The following is a 16239-nucleotide window of genomic DNA, read 5'->3' as shown; positions in this document are numbered from 1 at the left end:
CTCAACAATTGGATCGGCATATGCCATGACGTTCACATTTTTCTTAGGTCATCAAGCAATTTCTTATGCATTAGCTGCGATGTTTACGATCGTTACATGTCAAAAACTAAGGTTACATGCGGGAACATTAGTCGCAACTTTAACTGCTGTAGCTATGATTCCAATTACGGCAGATCATTATTTCACTGCATTTTTAATTCGTTTAGCTACTACATCTACTGGTATTATAGTATCTACTTTAGTGAATTTTTTCATTTTCCCACCACACTACACGAAAACGATTTTTGGATGTACAGAGGATCTATTTGCTAAAACAGCAAATATTATGGAAGAATGGATTACTGCATTAGTTGCAGGAAAAGGTATGAAAAAGGAGACCGCTCAGGATTTATCTAAATTGACTGTATTATTGCATAAGGCGATACAATTTGTTCAATATGAGCAGAAAGATTGGAAATATCATCAACATACAAAGAAGGAAATGAGAAGCTTTTTAACCATGCAGAACCAACTTCATATATTACAGCAAATCATTTACCATATAGATAATTTAGCTCGAGTGTCAATTGAGACTTGTGACTGGTCACAAAGTGAAAGGGAAATATTACAACGAACAATTCATTCTATAATTGCTATATTGAGAAACCGTTGTAATGAAATTGATGAGGAACATTTGAAACTTATTGCTGAATTAGACAAGCAATTTTGGAGTTATAAAAATGATTTAAAAGATTATAAACCAAATCATTATCATCACCATTTTTCAAGTGAGTCCATTATTTTATTTGAGGTATTATCTATTCATGATATGTTAGAAGAATTAAAACAAATATCCGAGAAATATGAGTGGGAAAATCGATTCAATTGATAAGTTTATTTTATTGTGAGGGGAATAATATGACACTTTATATTGCATTACTAAGAGGAATCAATGTCGGTGGACATAAAGTAATCAAAATGGCTGATTTAAAACGAGTGTTTGAATCAATAGGGTTAAAACAAGTGAAAACATATATACAAAGTGGTAATATCGTGTTCGAATCTGAGGAAGATATAAGCTTTCTAAAGGACCGAATACAATCTAAAATAAAAAATGAATTTGATTTCGATGTTCCAGTCATGCTAAGAACATATGGTGAATTTATAAATATTATTAAACAATGTCCGTATGAAGTTCATTCATTGTTAGAAGGAGAAAGTGTTCATGTTGCTTTTTTAGCTAATGTACTTTCTGAAGAGGAAAGTAGTCAATTGCTTACATTTAAAAGTGAACTTGAAGATTGCTATATAGATGAGAAGGTTGCTTATTTGTTTTTCAAAAATAGCATTCGAAATTCTAAATTAATGAACCAGTTTCAGAAGTTACATACACCAGCTACAGTTAGGAATTGGCGTACTGTGAATAAATTAAAAGCAATTGTAGAGAGTATGTAAATATAAAAAGATGAGGTTTTCTACATGTAGAAAACCTCATCTTTTTACTTATATTGTTTTGCAACTATGAGTTCGACAATAGGATAAATAAAGAATGAAGAGCAAATTGCGATGAACAGAGGGAGGTTTTTAACGCCATCTAAATTAGCCCCCATAGAAAATCCTTCGGAGAAGATTAATAAAAGGAACATTACAACTACAAGCACAAAATACGCAATTTTAAAGCTTTTATATGTAATTTGTTGGCCCATTTCATCTTGACTTTCTTCTGATACACCGTGGGGATCTCCCCAAGTAATGTGATTAATTAAATTACTAAGTATTAACGAGATAGCAAAAATCGTACCACCCAAAATAGAACCTTCAGTGATGTATTTATATGTGCCATGTACTAGTATTGCAATTAATGCTAAAACAATGATTATAAAAATAGTTTTTTTAGTATTCAATAAATAATTGCCCCCCTCGATTGTAAAAAACTCTTTACAAATATAAGTATAAAATTGGAAAAGTATCATGTCAAATACTTTTTACATATAATATGTAAGTATGCAATATTTTGGTTTTATGATAAATAAAAAATTACAATACATTTGAATGTAAAAGAATGGGCTCGCATATATTTGGAAGGGATGTCAGATTAATTTAGGGGGTAGTTATGTCTATACTTTTAAAAGCTGGTGCAGATGCAGGAAACAACGGTTTGAAGTTAATGGTGAAAGGGCAAGACCCTATTTTTATTCCGAGTATTTATTCTTTATATATAGGTGAGCCGACAGGACTCTTAGATGAGGTAGATGTTTCATTATCTGAATTAGAAAACCACATTGATGTGACTATAAGTTCGCCATCGTTAATGCTTAATAATGTACGATACATCGTTGGAGAAAAAGTCATTCAAGATCAATTAAAAGGTACTGAGGTAGAGAAGAAATCAAATAAGTCAACGGATGAGTTAATGGTTATTACAATACTATCAGGTTTGGCGGTAAGCGCTATGCGTCAAAGTCCAACTTCTAGCCATATTAATATTCGTTATGATTTATCTGTCGCTCTTCCTATGCAGCTTATTACACAAGAAATAGCTGCTGAAAATGCAAAACGTTATATGGGAAATCATAAGGTTATTTTCCATTATCCGAACGGACGCGATGTGACAATTAATGTTTCAATTGAGTATTGTAAATGCCTGCCTGAGGGTGCTTCTGGGACGTGGGGCATTGTATACGATGAAGAAGGAAATGTTGTGAAACATAAAATAGAATGTGAGCAAAATCAAGTTTCTGAAATTGATTTTGTAGATAAAACTCTACTCTCTTTTGATATTGGTGCAGGGACGACAGAAGAAGTTGTTTCATTAGGGGTAAATTTCCGTCCGCAACTAAGTAAAGGTTTATCTTATGGTGTAAAAGAGACGTTACTACAAATCATTACGAGATGGAACCGGAAGTATCCAACTAAGACGATTGATAGTATTACAGAATTCAATCAAATTTATTTAAATGATACGCATCCGAGAAATACCTTATTAGTTGAGGAATCACAGCCGGCACTATTAGGTTTAGCAGCGCGTGTCGCAACAGATATTATAAATAAAATTGATGATATGAAAGATGATCCATACGTGTTTATTTATGGCGGGGGTGCAGTAATTATTAAAAATAGTTTAAAAATGATTTTAAAGCAAAAAGGACGACTCAAAAATGTAATCTTTGTAGATAATCCGTTATTTACAAATGCACGAGGATTATTAGTATATACTTGTTCGCCAAAATATAGAGAGCATAAGCAAAAAGAGTTAGGATTTACAAACTTAACGATAAGTTAGTTGGTGGAAGTATGCGATCTAGGCGATATAAACGTGGTGATCGAGTAAAAATCAATATTCATAAATCGGTATCACCTGAAATGCTTGCGTGGCTGAATAAACAATCAAATCCAACTAATTTCTTCTTTTTTGCTGCGCAGCAATTATTTAAACAAGTAGGAGATATTGACGTTTCAAAAGCTTTACCAAGCAGCCATGTTTTCTCATTATATGTGGAGCCTTCATCCTTATTAAAAGTCGAAGTAAACCCTTTTAAAAACATGACACTAGAAGCAAATACATCCACCGAAAATGCAAAAAAAAAATTATGGGAATCTGTTGATCAATTAGATTGTCCATTTTTTTAAACATAGAAAAATATAAGAAGTCCCATCACTATACATACGAATACAGTGATGGGTTTTTGTTTGTAAATGGAAGGGGGCACAATACAATTTGTGCCCCTTCTGTTAATTATTTGTTTGTCTAAATTTCAGATGTATGTTTAGAAACCGCAGTAATTATGCTTTCCCAATCATTTGGATGATTTTCATGACCTGCCCCTTTAAGAGTTAATAATACTGAGCTTGGAATTTCATCAATTAGTGCGAGGCCATGTTCAAATGGGAGTGCTGTATCGTCTGTTCCATGAATAACCAATGTTGGTGCTTGTATGGAGTGAAGTACACCTTCATATGCATCATCACCTTGAAGTAAAGCGTGATTAAACATACTTAATAAATTGTTTGCGCGTTCTATTTCTTGTTTTACTTGTGTATAAACTCTATTTTCATCAAATATTCGCTCTGATCCACATAATAGACGAGATCCTGAAACTAAATACTCTGCCACATCATTTTTATTTGTCCAATCAATACTTGCGCTCTTTACATGATGTGTTAAAATCCTTTCATCCATTGGGGGTAAATCGCGAGTATTATTATCAGATCCTATTACACTAGTCGCTAGTAAAGTTAGCGTTAAAATTCTTTCGGGATGTTTTACAGCGGCAATTTGAGCAATCATACCACCTAATGACATACCAAAAAGATGGGCTTTATCAATATGATAAGCGTCTAATACCCCGATTGCATCTTCAGCCATATCTGTTACTGAATAATTTGAAGTGCCAGGTTCATATGTAACAGAGCGTCCAACATCGCGATTATCAAAGCGAATAACAAATTTTCCTGTGTTCGCCAACTGTTCACAAAATTCTTCATCCCAATATATCATTGAACAAGTAGCTCCCATAATTAATAAAATAGCGGGATCATTAGAGTTACCGAAGCTTTCTGTACATATATCAATACCGTTTATTTTAAATATCTTTTCACTCATAAAGTTAGCCCCATTTCTTTTGAATTTAATTAATAATACAGTTTTGAATAATTCTAAGATGTGTGTAAGATTCTTTTTGAAATTCATCCCGCTATTTGCCGGGCAGTAAGAGCCCGATTGGTGAGGAATGATTAAAGTTTTACTTTATAATGCTTTTTGCATAATTACCCCCAAAAATAAGTATATGGTAATTCAAGGCAAAAAATTTTGAGAAATAATTGTATGTTATTAAAATAAACAGTAAGGAGGAGAGGAAATGAAAGCAATTGTTATTGATCGATATGGCAGTGTTGAAGAATTAAAAGAAAGACAAGTTTTAAAACCGGTTGTTAAGAATAATGAGGTATTAATACGTATTCATGCAACATCTGTTAATCCAGTTGATTGGAAAATAAGAAAAGGTGAGTTACAAGAACAGTTACGCTTTTCATTTCCAATCACTTTAGGATTAGATGTAGCTGGAGTTATTGAAGAAGTTGGAGAAGATGTAGAGTGTTTCAATATAGGAGATAAAGTGTTTACGAAACCTGAAAATATAGGAAGCGGCTCTTATGCTGAATTCATTGCAGTACAATTAGATTTAGTATCACATATGCCTAATAATATTAGTTACGAAGAAGCAGCTTCTATTCCTCTTGCAGGACTTACAGCGTGGCAAAGTCTTGTAGATTACGCAAAAATAAAAGAAAATGACCGTGTATTCATTCATGCTGGAGCTGGTGGCGTTGGAAGTTTGGCAATCCAAATCGCAAAATTATTTGGAGCTTTTGTTGCCACGACTGCTAGTAGAAAAAATAAAGAATTTTTACAGTCTTTAGGAGCGGATCTCGTTATTGATTATAAAAAAGATAAATTTGAAGAACTAGTATCAGATTTTGATATTGTGTTAGATACAATAGGTGGCGAAGTGCAAGAAAAAAGTTTTCGAATTATTAAACCTGGTGGTGTTCTAGTTTCCATTGTTCATGAACCACTACAAAAAGTAGAAGGAATAAAATCAGGATTTTTATGGCTAAAACCAAATGGAAAACAATTAGAAGAATTATCAGCTTTAATTGTAAACGGGAAAATCAAACCAATCATAAGTAAAGTGGTGCCATTTAATGAAGCAGGAGTTCGAGAAGCTCATATTTTGAGTGAAGGACAACATGTTAGAGGAAAGATTGTAGTTAAAGTGGAATGATAATCAAGATTACAGCTTATAGAGTAACTAGATTTGAATAACGAAAAAGCTCAACAATAGATAATATCCCATACTATACATTTTCATTTGCAGGTATTATTTATTGTTGGCTATTGTGATATTACTTCTAATAAATACTGTTTCGTATTGTATCGTATAATTTCTCTAATCCAATTTCCATATCTTTCTCGTTTAACATTGAATAGCTAATTCTTAATTGGTTATCATTTGTTTCGTAATTTAATAGACAAGCTGTTCCTGGTAAAAAAGAGACATCTACTTCATTTGCTTTTTGTAATAAGGTAAAGGGATCTATCGAATCAGGCAGTGTCACCCATAAATTAAAACCGCCATTTGGTATTTCAAAGTTTAGTTCTTTTAATGGCGATAATATATCAATTGTTAAATCACGTCTCATTTGTAAAGCTGTTCGTAATTTTTCTAAATGATTTTTCATACGTTCCGCACGTAAAAACGGTAGAAGTGCCTTTTGTGTTAATAAAGGACTACCGATATCCATTGAACCTTTCACTGCATATAGCCATTCAAAAATAGGGCCATCGACAATAAGTGCTGCAATACGCAATCCTGGTGCTAACGTTTTACTAAATCCTTTTATATATATTACGTGGCCATCCTTATCAAAACTTTTGATTGGAGGTGGTACTACAGCATCTTCAAAATATATTTCTCCGAAAGAATCATCTTCAATGATAAAAAATTGATATAGCTCCGCTAGTTCTATAAGTTCCATTCTTCGTTCTTTACTCATTACTGTACCTGTCGGGTTTTGGAAGGTCGGATTCGTATACAATAAAACGGGATTTTTACTTTGACAAATACCATCAATTAAGTCGGAGCAAACTCCATGATTATCAAGAGAAACAGGAATGATTTGAACACCTTTATTGATGAAAACATCAAGCGCGGCACTGTAACACGGACTTTCTACTAATACAGTATCTCCAGGTTTTAATAATGTTTGAGCAATTAAATCAATTCCTTGTTGTGCTCCGCTTGTAATTAATAATTGAGATGGGTCCGTCACTAATTTTTGGTGTTCATTTAAGTAATTTGCTATTTCAACTCGTAGCTCATAATCGCCTTGAACTGGCCCATAAGTTGCTAACAACATCGGATTTTTATCTAGCAATTTATGCATTTCGTCTGCCAAAAATGGATTTGGTAACAGACGGGGATACAGAATTGCTTGTGAAAAATCATAATATTTACGGTGTTTATTCATTGCATATTGAGAACGCATAACATTAATCGTTTTCGTTTGTTGCCATTTATACGGAATTGGTTTGAAATCTTTCTTTACCCGTTTATATATGTAAGCACCTTTTCCTTGTTCGATGCGTATATACCCTTTCGTTTCTAACTGTTTATACGCTTTACGAACTGTTAATACATTGATTTGTAAATCTGTGGCCATACAACGTAAAGAAGGAAGAGATTCACCATGTGAAAGCATACCACTTTGTATTCTGTCAACAATTTGCATATATATTTGCTTGTAATACGGTATGTTTGTTTCTTTACGCAATACAATCTTCATAGGTTCACCTATTTTTCTTTTTAATTTAATTAAAGCGAAAAATATATAGGGAATCAACTACAACTTGAAGTAACTGTTATATGTACCGATACACTGTTATACACCATAGCCTCTATACTCATTTTAAGAGTAAAAAGGAGGAAGTAAAATGGTCATTTTTAATTACATTTTAGTATGTATTATTTTCGGGACAACATTTTTAACGATTAAAATTGGAATTGAAGTAGGGGCGCCACCGTTGTTTTCAGCAGGAATTCGCTTCTTTTTAGCGGGTATAATCCTTATGATTATTTTTAAATTAAAGCGAAAAGAAATTATGCCACATATATTTTCAAAACGTATTATGTATGCTGGATTTTGTTTAACATTTATGACATTCGCAAGTTTATATTGGTCAGAACAATATATTTCTTCGGGATTAGCTGCTGTTCTTTCTGCTACGGGACCAATGATGATTTTATTAATACAAGCAAAGAGGAATAGGGAGAAATTACAAAAGGAACAACTCGTTGCTTTAGTTATTGCACTGATAGGTGTTATATTTGTTTCTTTACCAGGAATGCATCAACAAGTAAGTTTCATATGGAGTATTGCTTGTATTGTTTTAGTTATAGGAGAGTTATTTTACGGAATAGGCTCTATTCGTTCGAAAGAAATACTTTCAGATTTATCAAATGTATCACCATTTCTTATTAACGGAATTCAAATGTTTTATGGAGGGATTTTACTACTAATCGCATCTATTATTGTAGAACAACCAAATGTAACTGTATTAACTTCATGGAGTGTACAATGGCCTATTTTATATCTCATATTTATCGGATCGATCGGTGGACACGGATTATATTACTGGCTCTTATCAAAAACAAACCCAGTATTTCCATCGACGTGGTTATATGTATCACCGTTAATAGCAATTATCGTAGGGTATATCGTATTAGCAGAACCCTTAAATCCTACAATGGGAATGGGGGCTTGTTTCATTTTGATAGGTGTGTTTTTAGCAAACCGTACAACAATTGGAGCTTATTTTAAGCAAGGGAAGCTATTAAAGAAGGAGCTTTAAATAGAAACGACTAAAGTGTTTTGAGAACTTAAATAAATAGATGACACAAAAAACATGCTATTACTAATTTGTAGCATGTTTTTCTTATTGGAGCCGTTACCATAATTTTCTTAGAGAATAACGAACACTGTACTTTACGAACAGTGTTCGTTATGTTATAAATAGAACAAGTAATTCAAAAACATGTAAGGTGTGATTAATGATGGAAAGAACGAAAAATATGAAAAAAAGAATTGCCATTATAGGCGCTGGACCAGGAGGATTAACATTAGCTCGTATATTACAACAACATGGTTTAAAAAGTGTGGTGTATGAAAGAGAAACATCCCCAATGATTCGTCAACAAGGAGGTTCATTAGATATCCATCATGATACTGGTCAAGAAGCGCTAAAAGAAGCAGGATTGTTAGAGAAATTTTATGAATTTGCTAGATATGAGGGAGAAGATTTTCGATTATTTGATAAAAGTGGAAAAATATATTTAGATGAAGAAGCAGATTCAGCTGGCGGGAATCGTCCTGAAATTGATCGTGGTACTTTGCGTGAGTTGCTTTTAAACTCTGTTGATTCAGAATGTATACATTGGGGATATAATTTAATAAAAGCCGTTTCTCTAGAAAATGGTATGCATAAACTTCATTTTGAAAATGGACATGTAGATATTGTGGATTTAGTTGTAGCGGCAGATGGTGCTTTTTCACAAATTCGCCCACTTGTCACAGATTCGGCACCGCAATATACTGGAATTAGTATGATTGAATGGAATTTGCAAAATGTCACGGAAAATCATCCGGGAATAGCGGAGTTTAATCGACGTGGTAAAGTCTTTGCGCTTTCGGATCAAAAAGGTATTTTGACACAGTTAAATGGAGATGACAGTATTCGAGTATACTTAAGTTTTAGAACTAATAAAGAATGGCTTGATAATTGTGGGATTCCATTTGAAAATGTAGAAGAAGCAAAGAGTCAACTTCTACAATATTTTGAGGACTGGGATGAAACTCTTAAAAATTATATTAGATGTGCAGATGGTGCAATTTTTCCTAGACGAATTTATATGTTACCTGTGGGGCTAACTTGGAATAGTACACCTGGTGTTACTTTAATTGGTGATGCTGCTCATTTAATGTCTCCATTTGCTGGAGAAGGTGTGAACCTAGCTATGCGTGATGCAGCAGAACTTGCACTAGCTATTGTAAAGTATGACGATTTGAACGAAGCAATCAAAACTTATGAAGGAAAAATGTACGATTATTCTTCACAATCTGCTGCTATCTCAAATGATAACCTTGAAATTTGTTTTTCAGAAGATGCTGCTATTAAAATGTACAATCTTATGAATCAACTTCATGGACAACAATAAAACTGGATGTAATTAAGGAGAACTATGGAAGAGAAAACAAATACAACGAATAGCCGTCGTTCGCGACCAGCAAAAGAACCATTGAGTAAAGAAATCATTGTGAAAACCGCATATAACCTCCTGGAGTCTGAAGGAATATCAGGCCTTAGTATGAGAAAAATTGCAAAAGTGCTAGATACAGGACCATCTTCTTTATATGTTTATGTTAAAAATGCTGATGAATTAAGAGCGTTTGTATTAGATTATGGTCTAGGAAACATTGAAGAAATAGATGTCAAAAATGAAACATGGAAAAAAGAATTATTTGAACTTGTATATTCATATTTCAGAATTTTGTTCAATTCCCCTGGAATGGCAGAATTGGCTTTAATGACAATTCCAATTGGACCAAATTCGTTAGCTCTTACCGAACGGATTTTGCACCAATTACACCTAGGAGGAGTAAATGCGAAATCATCAGCATGGGGAGTAGATATTCTACTGTTATATGCTGCTTCAGTCGCCTTTGAACAAACAGCACGTAAAGAAAAGGGAACTACACTTGACGCAATTCGTGCTTCGTACGAAACATTAGATGTAGTAAAGTATCCGATGATTGTAAGCTTAAAAGATGATATGTTGTCTGGTGGAGAAGAAAGGTTCCGCTGGGGATTAGAAGTTGTACTTCAAGGTATTTTACATGCACAATAATAAGGATTTTAAAATCGAGAATTAATGGCGATATTTATATAAAATAAAAAACACACTATGTCTTTAAAATATAGTGTGTTTTTTATAATTAATTCACTTTTTTAATAAAGCCTTTATAATGACGTTTTACAAGCTGGCTTTCTAACGTCTTCATAGTTTCTAGTGCTACACCGACAATGATAAGTAAGCTTGTACCACCAATTTGAGCAGAAGGTGGTAACGTAGCAATTTTCGTGAATACGAGCGGTAATATAGAAATTGCACCTAAGAAAATTGCACCAATAAATGTTAAACGGTATAAAATTTTAGTTACATATTGTTCAGTTGCTTTACCAGGACGAATACCAGGAACATATCCATTTTGCTTTTTCAAATTCTCAGCCATTTGTTCAGGATTTACTTGAATAAATGCGTAGAAGTATGTGAAAGCAACGATAAGACCGACATAAAGTGTCATTCCAATTGGATGTGCGAAATCAAGATTTGCAACTAACCATTTTGATACGCTTGAATCAGGGAAGAGCTGCGCAATTGTACGCGGCGTCATTAAAAATGCAGAAGCAAAGATAACTGGTATAACACCAGCACTATTTACTTTAAGCGGTAAATGAGTGTTTTTTGCTCCTTGATATTGATTGTTTCCTGAAACAGCTTTTGCATATTGGATCGGTATTTTACGTACAGCTTGTTGAATGTAAATAACACCAACAACTATCGCTAAAATTACGAGTCCAATTAAAACAATTTTTATTATGTGCATAAATAGCTGATCGCCAGCATTTTGGAATTGTTGTAAATAAATTTGATTTGCAACATTTGGAATCGCGGCAACGAGACCTGCGAAGATAATCATCGAAATACCATTACCAACTCCGTTAGCGGTAATTTGTTCGCCTAACCAAAGTAAAAATGCAGTACCTGCAGTTAAAACTGTCGCAATAAATAAGTATGTAGTCCAGCTTTGATCTGTTATTAATTGTCCACCTGCTATATTATTAAAGCCATAAGACATTCCGATGGCCTGTATGAATGCAAGAATGATTGTAAAGTATCGAGTGAATTGAGCTGATTTCTTACGGCCCATTTCTCCTTGCTTTGCCCATTCCGAAAACTTAGGTATAACATCCATTTGTAGTAATTGTACTATGATGGAAGCTGTAATATATGGTGTAATACCTACAGCAAAGATTGAGAAATGTTGCAATGCTCCTCCACCAAATACGTTTAACATACCTAGAACGTTAGCTTGATCTTGTACTTTTAATACCTCTGCGTTAGTATGAGGAACTGGAATAAACGTGCCAATTCGAAAAACGATTAACATCGCTAGTGTAAAAAGGATTTTCCTTCTTATCTCAGCTACTCTCATGAAATTTGAAATCGTACGAAACATTATGTCGCCTCCTATATTTTTATCAGTAAAAAACTGATTATTATACCCTATGAAGTAACCACAAACCTCCTTCCGCACTAAATTCATTTGACAAATGGATTTTCATACATTTTGTAGTTTTCACGGATATAAAAATATAAGGTGTTATATAAGCGACCTTTACACTTTACGTAATCATTCAATACCCATAATATATCGAATAAATTAACAAATGTACATACATACGCATTAAAAATGAATAAATAGGGTCATTTTTTACATTTATTTAATGATAAATTGATAGGACATTATTATTCAAGATTGTTATACATGTTATCAATTAAAGTTTATCCCGCATTAACTGGTAGCCCGATTGGTTCAACTAATAATCAGTGGGGATGAACAAAACCATCGCTGATTAAAGTTTCACTTTATGTGATTAGAAAATTCTTTTTGTTTAAGAAGGAATAAATATTAAAGAAAGCTAAATAAACAGTGTACGTATTTATAGGGGAGAAGATGTAAATGAAAGTTGTTATAAAAAAATTACCACCATTAGAAGTAGCGTATATAAGACGAACTGGTAGCTACTTTGAACCGCAAGATCACTGAGGGAAGTTACTGAACTGGTCAATTGAAAATAAACTGTATCCACCAGAGCAATCATTTATCGGAATATCATTAGATAATCCTGAACTTGTTGCAAGTCATAAGTGCCGGCATGATGCATGTGTTACGATTCCTGAAAACTTCGATAAAGAAAAGTATCATGATGTGCAATTTAAAAGATTAGATGGAGGTACATATGGTCTATACCAGTTCTATGATGAACCTCATAAATTAAGTGAAGCGTATCAATACATGTATGCAGAGTGGCTACCAAATAGTGAGTATGATGCAGATTATGATAGAGATAATTTAGAGTTTTGCTTAAATAATGTTGCTGAAGATCTAGAAGGAAAGTTAAAGGTTGATTTATTTATGCCAATTAAAAATATACAAAAAAACAAATAACTTCATTTGTGGCTTTAAAATGAAATTGGAATAGTAGTGAAAGAAAATCTTTTTTCGAAGATAATATTTCTAGCGTAGGAATTTAAGTATGTAGGTTACAATGAAAGGAGAATCCACATGGATACATTTGTAAATGACAAGTTTTATGAAACGAGAAATCAATTAGTTGAGGAAATTTCTTTCTTGAGTGATACTCAATTTAATAGGAAACCAGAAAAGGATAAATGGAGTATTGCACAAGTTTGTCATCATTTAGTTTTATTAGATGAGAGAGTGATAACAGTTATTTTGTCAGGATTAAAAAAGTTAGATAGTGCCCAAAATGAGCGTAAAGAAATTCACACTATTTTATTAGATAGAACGAAAAAGTTTATAGCTCCAGAAATGATTGAACCGAGTATAGAACCATTTGAAGTGCAGCAAATGCTCAATATGCTAAGCAAATCAAGAAAAGAATTGATGCATTTCCTGAGTACAATAGAAGATGAGTCTGTATTAGCGAAAAAATCAGTGATGCATCCAGCTCTTGGAGAATTGCCCCTTGATCAGTGGATAGAACTGATCTATTTGCATGAACAGCGTCATATTTCACAAATAAAAGAGATAAAATTGCTTTGTGAAATTGAAAAGTAAAAATTATTCCCTATTTATTGATACGTATTATAAACAGGGGAAACGGTTGATTCATATTGATTCAGAAGAAAACAAAAATATAATGAAATTAGTTGAAAGTGACCAATAAGCTTAAGAAAATATGAAACTATCCGATTTTCTGTATAAGTGTAACCCCGTCTTAAATGAAGAGCGGGGTTATTTTTTTGAAAGTGTATTTATTTAGAAGGAGATAAATCAGCAACGAAACTCAAAAAATTAATCATCATAACATATTGTATATGCCCGTTTTAATAAATTGAAATGATGATAAATGATATGTCCTTATTTTGAAAGTACACTTCACACCCTTAAGGAAGGGGGATTCTGTCAGAAAACGATAAAATACAATTCTGTTAGGGATGTATGCAATTTATTCTCTTTATTTTTGCAACAGAACCACCTTCAAAATTATCTTTTGTAGTTGAAGTTTCCTGAATAATAAGTTACATTTTTAAAGTTCAAGCAACTTTATGAAAGTACAAAAAGGGGAGAAATATTATTATTATGCAAAAAATGAAATGGAAGAACTATGTATGTTACTTTGTAATTCTATTACTGCTTGGAACGGCAGTAATAGTCAAACCATCTATCTCTAAGGCTGAGGAATCTGAAGTTAATATCACATTGTTAGGTACTGCAGATATTCATGGTAGATTTATGCCTTGGGATTATGCGCTTGATGGAGCAAATATGAGTGGAAGTTTGACGCAGCTTTATACGGTTATAAAGAAGGTCCGTCAAGAAAATCCAAATACCATATTAGTAGATGCCGGGGATACAATTCAAGGAAACTCAGTAGAATTATTCAACGATAAGCCACAATCGCCAATGATGGTAGCGATGAATACAATGGGATATGACGCCTGGGCATTTGGAAATCATGAATTCAACTTTGGATTAGATACATTGAAAAAAGTTAGTGAGCAATATAAGGGAAAAACGTTAGCAGGTAATATTTATAAGGAAAATGGAGAGCGCTTTCTTCCTGCATATACAATTGTAGAAAAAGGTGGAATTAAAGTCGGGATTATTGGTATGAATACCCCAATGATTAGTGACTTTGAAAAAGGAACCGATCATTTAGAGGGTTTAGTGGTGAAAAATCCAGTAGAAGAGACAAAAAAGGCAATTAAAGAATTAGAAGGTAAAGTAGATGTAATGGTAGGAGTTATGCATATGGGACTAGAAAATGAGAATGGTATACCTGGTACTGGTGTTCAAGATATTGCAAATGCTTGTCCGGAACTAAGCGCTATTTTTGCGGCTCACATGCATAAACTTGTAAAAAAAGAAGTTGTAAATGGCGTAATTATTACAGAGCCAGATAAATATGGAACACATATTTCACGTATTGACCTTACTTTTACAAAGCAAGATGGGAAGTTGGTTTTAAAAGATAAAACTGCTACCGCTATACCTGTAAAAAATGCTGATGGAACAACGATATTATCTGATCCTACACTTGAAGAAACACTAACACCTTTTCACGAATATGCGAGAGGAGATGCAAATGTTGTAGTCGCTCAATTAAAGGGTAGAAATCTTGTTCCTGAAAATGAAATAAAGGGTATTCCAAGTGTTCAGATTCAAGAAACACCTTTATCAGATTTCTTTCATGAAGTCATGCTCTACTACAGTAAAGCAGATGTAGTAGCCCATCAAATTGATAATGATTATGCCCGTTTGGATACAGGTCCTATTAAGAAAAAAGATATTGCGTACAATTACCAATATGCCTTGGGAGAAATTACAGTATATAAGATTTCTGGAAAAGATTTAAAAGACTATATGGAATGGGCAGCGGGATATTTTAACTCATCTCGTGCTGGAGATGTAACCGTTAGCTTTGATAAAACCCGCCGTGCATCTAAATACAGTACGAACGATTTCTTTGGAGGCGTAAAATACGAAATTGACTTAACAAAACCATACGGAAGCAGAATTACAAATTTACGCTCTATTCGTACAAACAAACCAATCAAAATGAGCGATGTTATGACGCTGGGAATGAATGCATATAGAATGGAGGCTCTTCAGGCAAAAGGGGGAGCTTTAGAGGGGCGTAAGTTTGAACAAATTTGGTCATCTAAACAAGAGAATGCATTCGGAGAAACAGGTGGAACCATTCGTAACCTTGCTATTACATATTTAAAAGAGGTAAAGAACGGTGTATACACACCAAAAGTTATGCATAATTGGAAAATTACTGGTGTAGATTTACATTCTTCAGAGCATAAGGCTGTAGTTGATCTTGTGAATAAAGGGATTTTAGAAATTCCAAAAACAGAAGACGGAAAATACACAAATATAGCATCTATAAATACGAAAGATTCAATTACAAAAGAAGAGATTGTAGCACTCTCACAAAAAGCAAATATTAATCCAAATCAGTTTAAGCACATAAAAACAAAAGGTGAATTTTACAAAAAACTTAGTAGGATTACTAAAAAAATATAAATTATAAGGTTTCTTATAGTAATTGTTATTTTAATAGCATTAAACCCACTCTTACAATAGTAAAGAGTGGGTTTTTATGTTGTTATTTAGATGTAAGTGTACTTTTATTAGAATGAATATAGATAATTAATAATTAACCAATTGGATGAGCTCCTAAAAGGACTCTTTTTTATTCAAATTAATGTTCATATGTGTTCCGTTCATTATTTATAATATTGACCACAATTTATGTAATTTTGCATAATGTTACATAAATTGTGTATTTTCTCTTTTTTCCGACAGAAATAGACAGTATAC

At 33.2% G+C, this 16239-nt stretch carries 14 protein-coding genes and 1 pseudogene; 11 read left to right on the top strand and 4 right to left on the bottom strand.

From position 1 onward, the window contains the following. The coding region (locus tag H6481_RS23035; protein ID WP_182813307.1) for an aromatic acid exporter family protein at positions 1–868 on the top strand (868 nt) is incomplete at its 5' end. 29 nt (positions 869–897) lie between these two features. Then, positions 898–1434 carry a DUF1697 domain-containing protein gene (locus H6481_RS23030; RefSeq protein WP_182813305.1) on the top strand — a complete coding sequence of 179 codons (537 nt, stop codon included), beginning with the start codon at positions 898–900 and terminating at the stop codon, positions 1432–1434. A gap of 44 nt (positions 1435–1478) precedes the next feature. On the opposite strand, the gene H6481_RS23025 is transcribed toward H6481_RS23030, so the two are convergent. Next, the gene (locus H6481_RS23025; protein WP_001093141.1) at positions 1479–1883 is read right to left on the bottom strand and encodes a hypothetical protein; all 405 of its coding nucleotides are present in this window, start codon (positions 1881–1883) and stop codon (positions 1479–1481) included. Positions 1884–2092: 209 nt separating this feature from the next. On the opposite strand from H6481_RS23025, the gene H6481_RS23020 reads away from it, so the two are divergent. Next, entirely contained in the window at positions 2093–3262 is a 1170-nt protein-coding gene (locus H6481_RS23020) for a ParM/StbA family protein (protein ID WP_000025623.1), read from the top strand. A gap of 11 nt (positions 3263–3273) precedes the next feature. Next, positions 3274–3609 (top strand): hypothetical protein, encoded by a 336-nt coding sequence (locus tag H6481_RS23015; protein ID WP_001257761.1) that lies wholly within the window; start codon positions 3274–3276, stop codon positions 3607–3609. A 118-nt stretch (positions 3610–3727) separates the two neighbouring features. On the opposite strand, the gene H6481_RS23010 is transcribed toward H6481_RS23015, so the two are convergent. Continuing rightward, on the bottom strand, positions 3728–4582 hold the full coding sequence (locus tag H6481_RS23010) for an alpha/beta hydrolase (protein ID WP_001290786.1): 855 nt from the start codon (positions 4580–4582) through the stop codon (positions 3728–3730). A 256-nt stretch (positions 4583–4838) separates the two neighbouring features. Here H6481_RS23010 and H6481_RS23005 point away from each other — a divergent pair, with 256 nt between their 5' ends. Next, entirely contained in the window at positions 4839–5765 is a 927-nt protein-coding gene (locus tag H6481_RS23005) for an NADP-dependent oxidoreductase (RefSeq protein ID WP_000644578.1), read from the top strand. A 127-nt stretch (positions 5766–5892) separates the two neighbouring features. Here H6481_RS23005 and H6481_RS23000 read toward each other — a convergent pair whose 3' ends face one another. Then, a complete protein-coding gene (locus H6481_RS23000) occupies positions 5893–7326 on the bottom strand; it encodes a PLP-dependent aminotransferase family protein (protein ID WP_182813303.1) in 1434 nt (477 codons plus the stop codon). 148 nt (positions 7327–7474) lie between these two features. Between H6481_RS23000 and H6481_RS22995 the strand changes: the two genes are divergently transcribed. The 3 genes from H6481_RS22995 to H6481_RS22985 all read left to right on the top strand — a co-directional run bounded on the left by H6481_RS22995 (position 7475) and on the right by H6481_RS22985 (position 10445). Continuing rightward, positions 7475–8392 carry an EamA family transporter gene (locus H6481_RS22995; RefSeq protein ID WP_182813301.1) on the top strand — a complete coding sequence of 306 codons (918 nt, stop codon included), beginning with the start codon at positions 7475–7477 and terminating at the stop codon, positions 8390–8392. A 199-nt stretch (positions 8393–8591) separates the two neighbouring features. Then, on the top strand, positions 8592–9755 hold the full coding sequence (locus H6481_RS22990) for an NAD(P)/FAD-dependent oxidoreductase (protein WP_182813299.1): 1164 nt from the start codon (positions 8592–8594) through the stop codon (positions 9753–9755). A 24-nt stretch (positions 9756–9779) separates the two neighbouring features. Next, the gene (locus tag H6481_RS22985; protein ID WP_023522125.1) at positions 9780–10445 is read left to right on the top strand and encodes a TetR/AcrR family transcriptional regulator; all 666 of its coding nucleotides are present in this window, start codon (positions 9780–9782) and stop codon (positions 10443–10445) included. Positions 10446–10533: 88 nt separating this feature from the next. Here the strand turns inward: H6481_RS22985 and secY are convergent, their stop codons facing one another. Beyond that, complete coding sequence (gene secY / locus H6481_RS22980; protein ID WP_000490135.1) at positions 10534–11838, bottom strand: preprotein translocase subunit SecY; 1305 nt, start codon at positions 11836–11838, stop codon at positions 10534–10536. Between the two features lie 504 nt (positions 11839–12342). Between secY and H6481_RS22975 the strand changes: the two are divergent. From H6481_RS22975 to H6481_RS22965, 3 genes and pseudogenes are all read left to right on the top strand, one after another. Further along, positions 12343–12831 (top strand): annotated as a pseudogene (locus tag H6481_RS22975) (GyrI-like domain-containing protein). Positions 12832–12948: 117 nt separating this feature from the next. Next, positions 12949–13464 (top strand): DinB family protein, encoded by a 516-nt coding sequence (locus H6481_RS22970; protein WP_098852579.1) that lies wholly within the window; start codon positions 12949–12951, stop codon positions 13462–13464. A 525-nt stretch (positions 13465–13989) separates the two neighbouring features. Next, on the top strand, positions 13990–15942 hold the full coding sequence (locus tag H6481_RS22965; protein WP_023522122.1) for a 5'-nucleotidase C-terminal domain-containing protein: 1953 nt from the start codon (positions 13990–13992) through the stop codon (positions 15940–15942). The last annotated feature ends 297 nt before the right edge of the window (positions 15943–16239 follow it).

This window comes from Bacillus sp. ME78 (assembly GCF_903970865.1).
Taxonomy (GTDB): domain Bacteria; phylum Bacillota; class Bacilli; order Bacillales; family Bacillaceae_G; genus Bacillus_A; species Bacillus_A cereus.
This window is presented reverse-complemented; position numbering and strand designations above follow the sequence as displayed.

Bases quoted from the DNA above. Each gene is read 5' to 3' on its own strand.
- H6481_RS23005 (WP_000644578.1), top strand. From the start codon at position 4,839: ATGAAAGCAATTGTTATTGATCGATATGGCAGTGTTGAAGAATTAAAA.
- H6481_RS23030 (WP_182813305.1), top strand. From the start codon at position 898: ATGACACTTTATATTGCATTACTAAGAGGAATCAATGTCGGTGGACAT.
- H6481_RS22985 (WP_023522125.1), top strand. From the start codon at position 9,780: ATGGAAGAGAAAACAAATACAACGAATAGCCGTCGTTCGCGACCAGCA.
- H6481_RS22990 (WP_182813299.1), top strand. From the start codon at position 8,592: ATGATGGAAAGAACGAAAAATATGAAAAAAAGAATTGCCATTATAGGC.
- H6481_RS22970 (WP_098852579.1), top strand. From the start codon at position 12,949: ATGGATACATTTGTAAATGACAAGTTTTATGAAACGAGAAATCAATTA.
- H6481_RS23020 (WP_000025623.1), top strand. From the start codon at position 2,093: ATGTCTATACTTTTAAAAGCTGGTGCAGATGCAGGAAACAACGGTTTG.
- H6481_RS23015 (WP_001257761.1), top strand. From the start codon at position 3,274: ATGCGATCTAGGCGATATAAACGTGGTGATCGAGTAAAAATCAATATT.
- secY (WP_000490135.1), bottom strand. From the start codon at position 11,838: ATGTTTCGTACGATTTCAAATTTCATGAGAGTAGCTGAGATAAGAAGG.
- H6481_RS22965 (WP_023522122.1), top strand. From the start codon at position 13,990: ATGCAAAAAATGAAATGGAAGAACTATGTATGTTACTTTGTAATTCTA.
- H6481_RS23000 (WP_182813303.1), bottom strand. From the start codon at position 7,326: ATGAAGATTGTATTGCGTAAAGAAACAAACATACCGTATTACAAGCAA.
- H6481_RS23010 (WP_001290786.1), bottom strand. From the start codon at position 4,582: ATGAGTGAAAAGATATTTAAAATAAACGGTATTGATATATGTACAGAA.
- H6481_RS22995 (WP_182813301.1), top strand. From the start codon at position 7,475: ATGGTCATTTTTAATTACATTTTAGTATGTATTATTTTCGGGACAACA.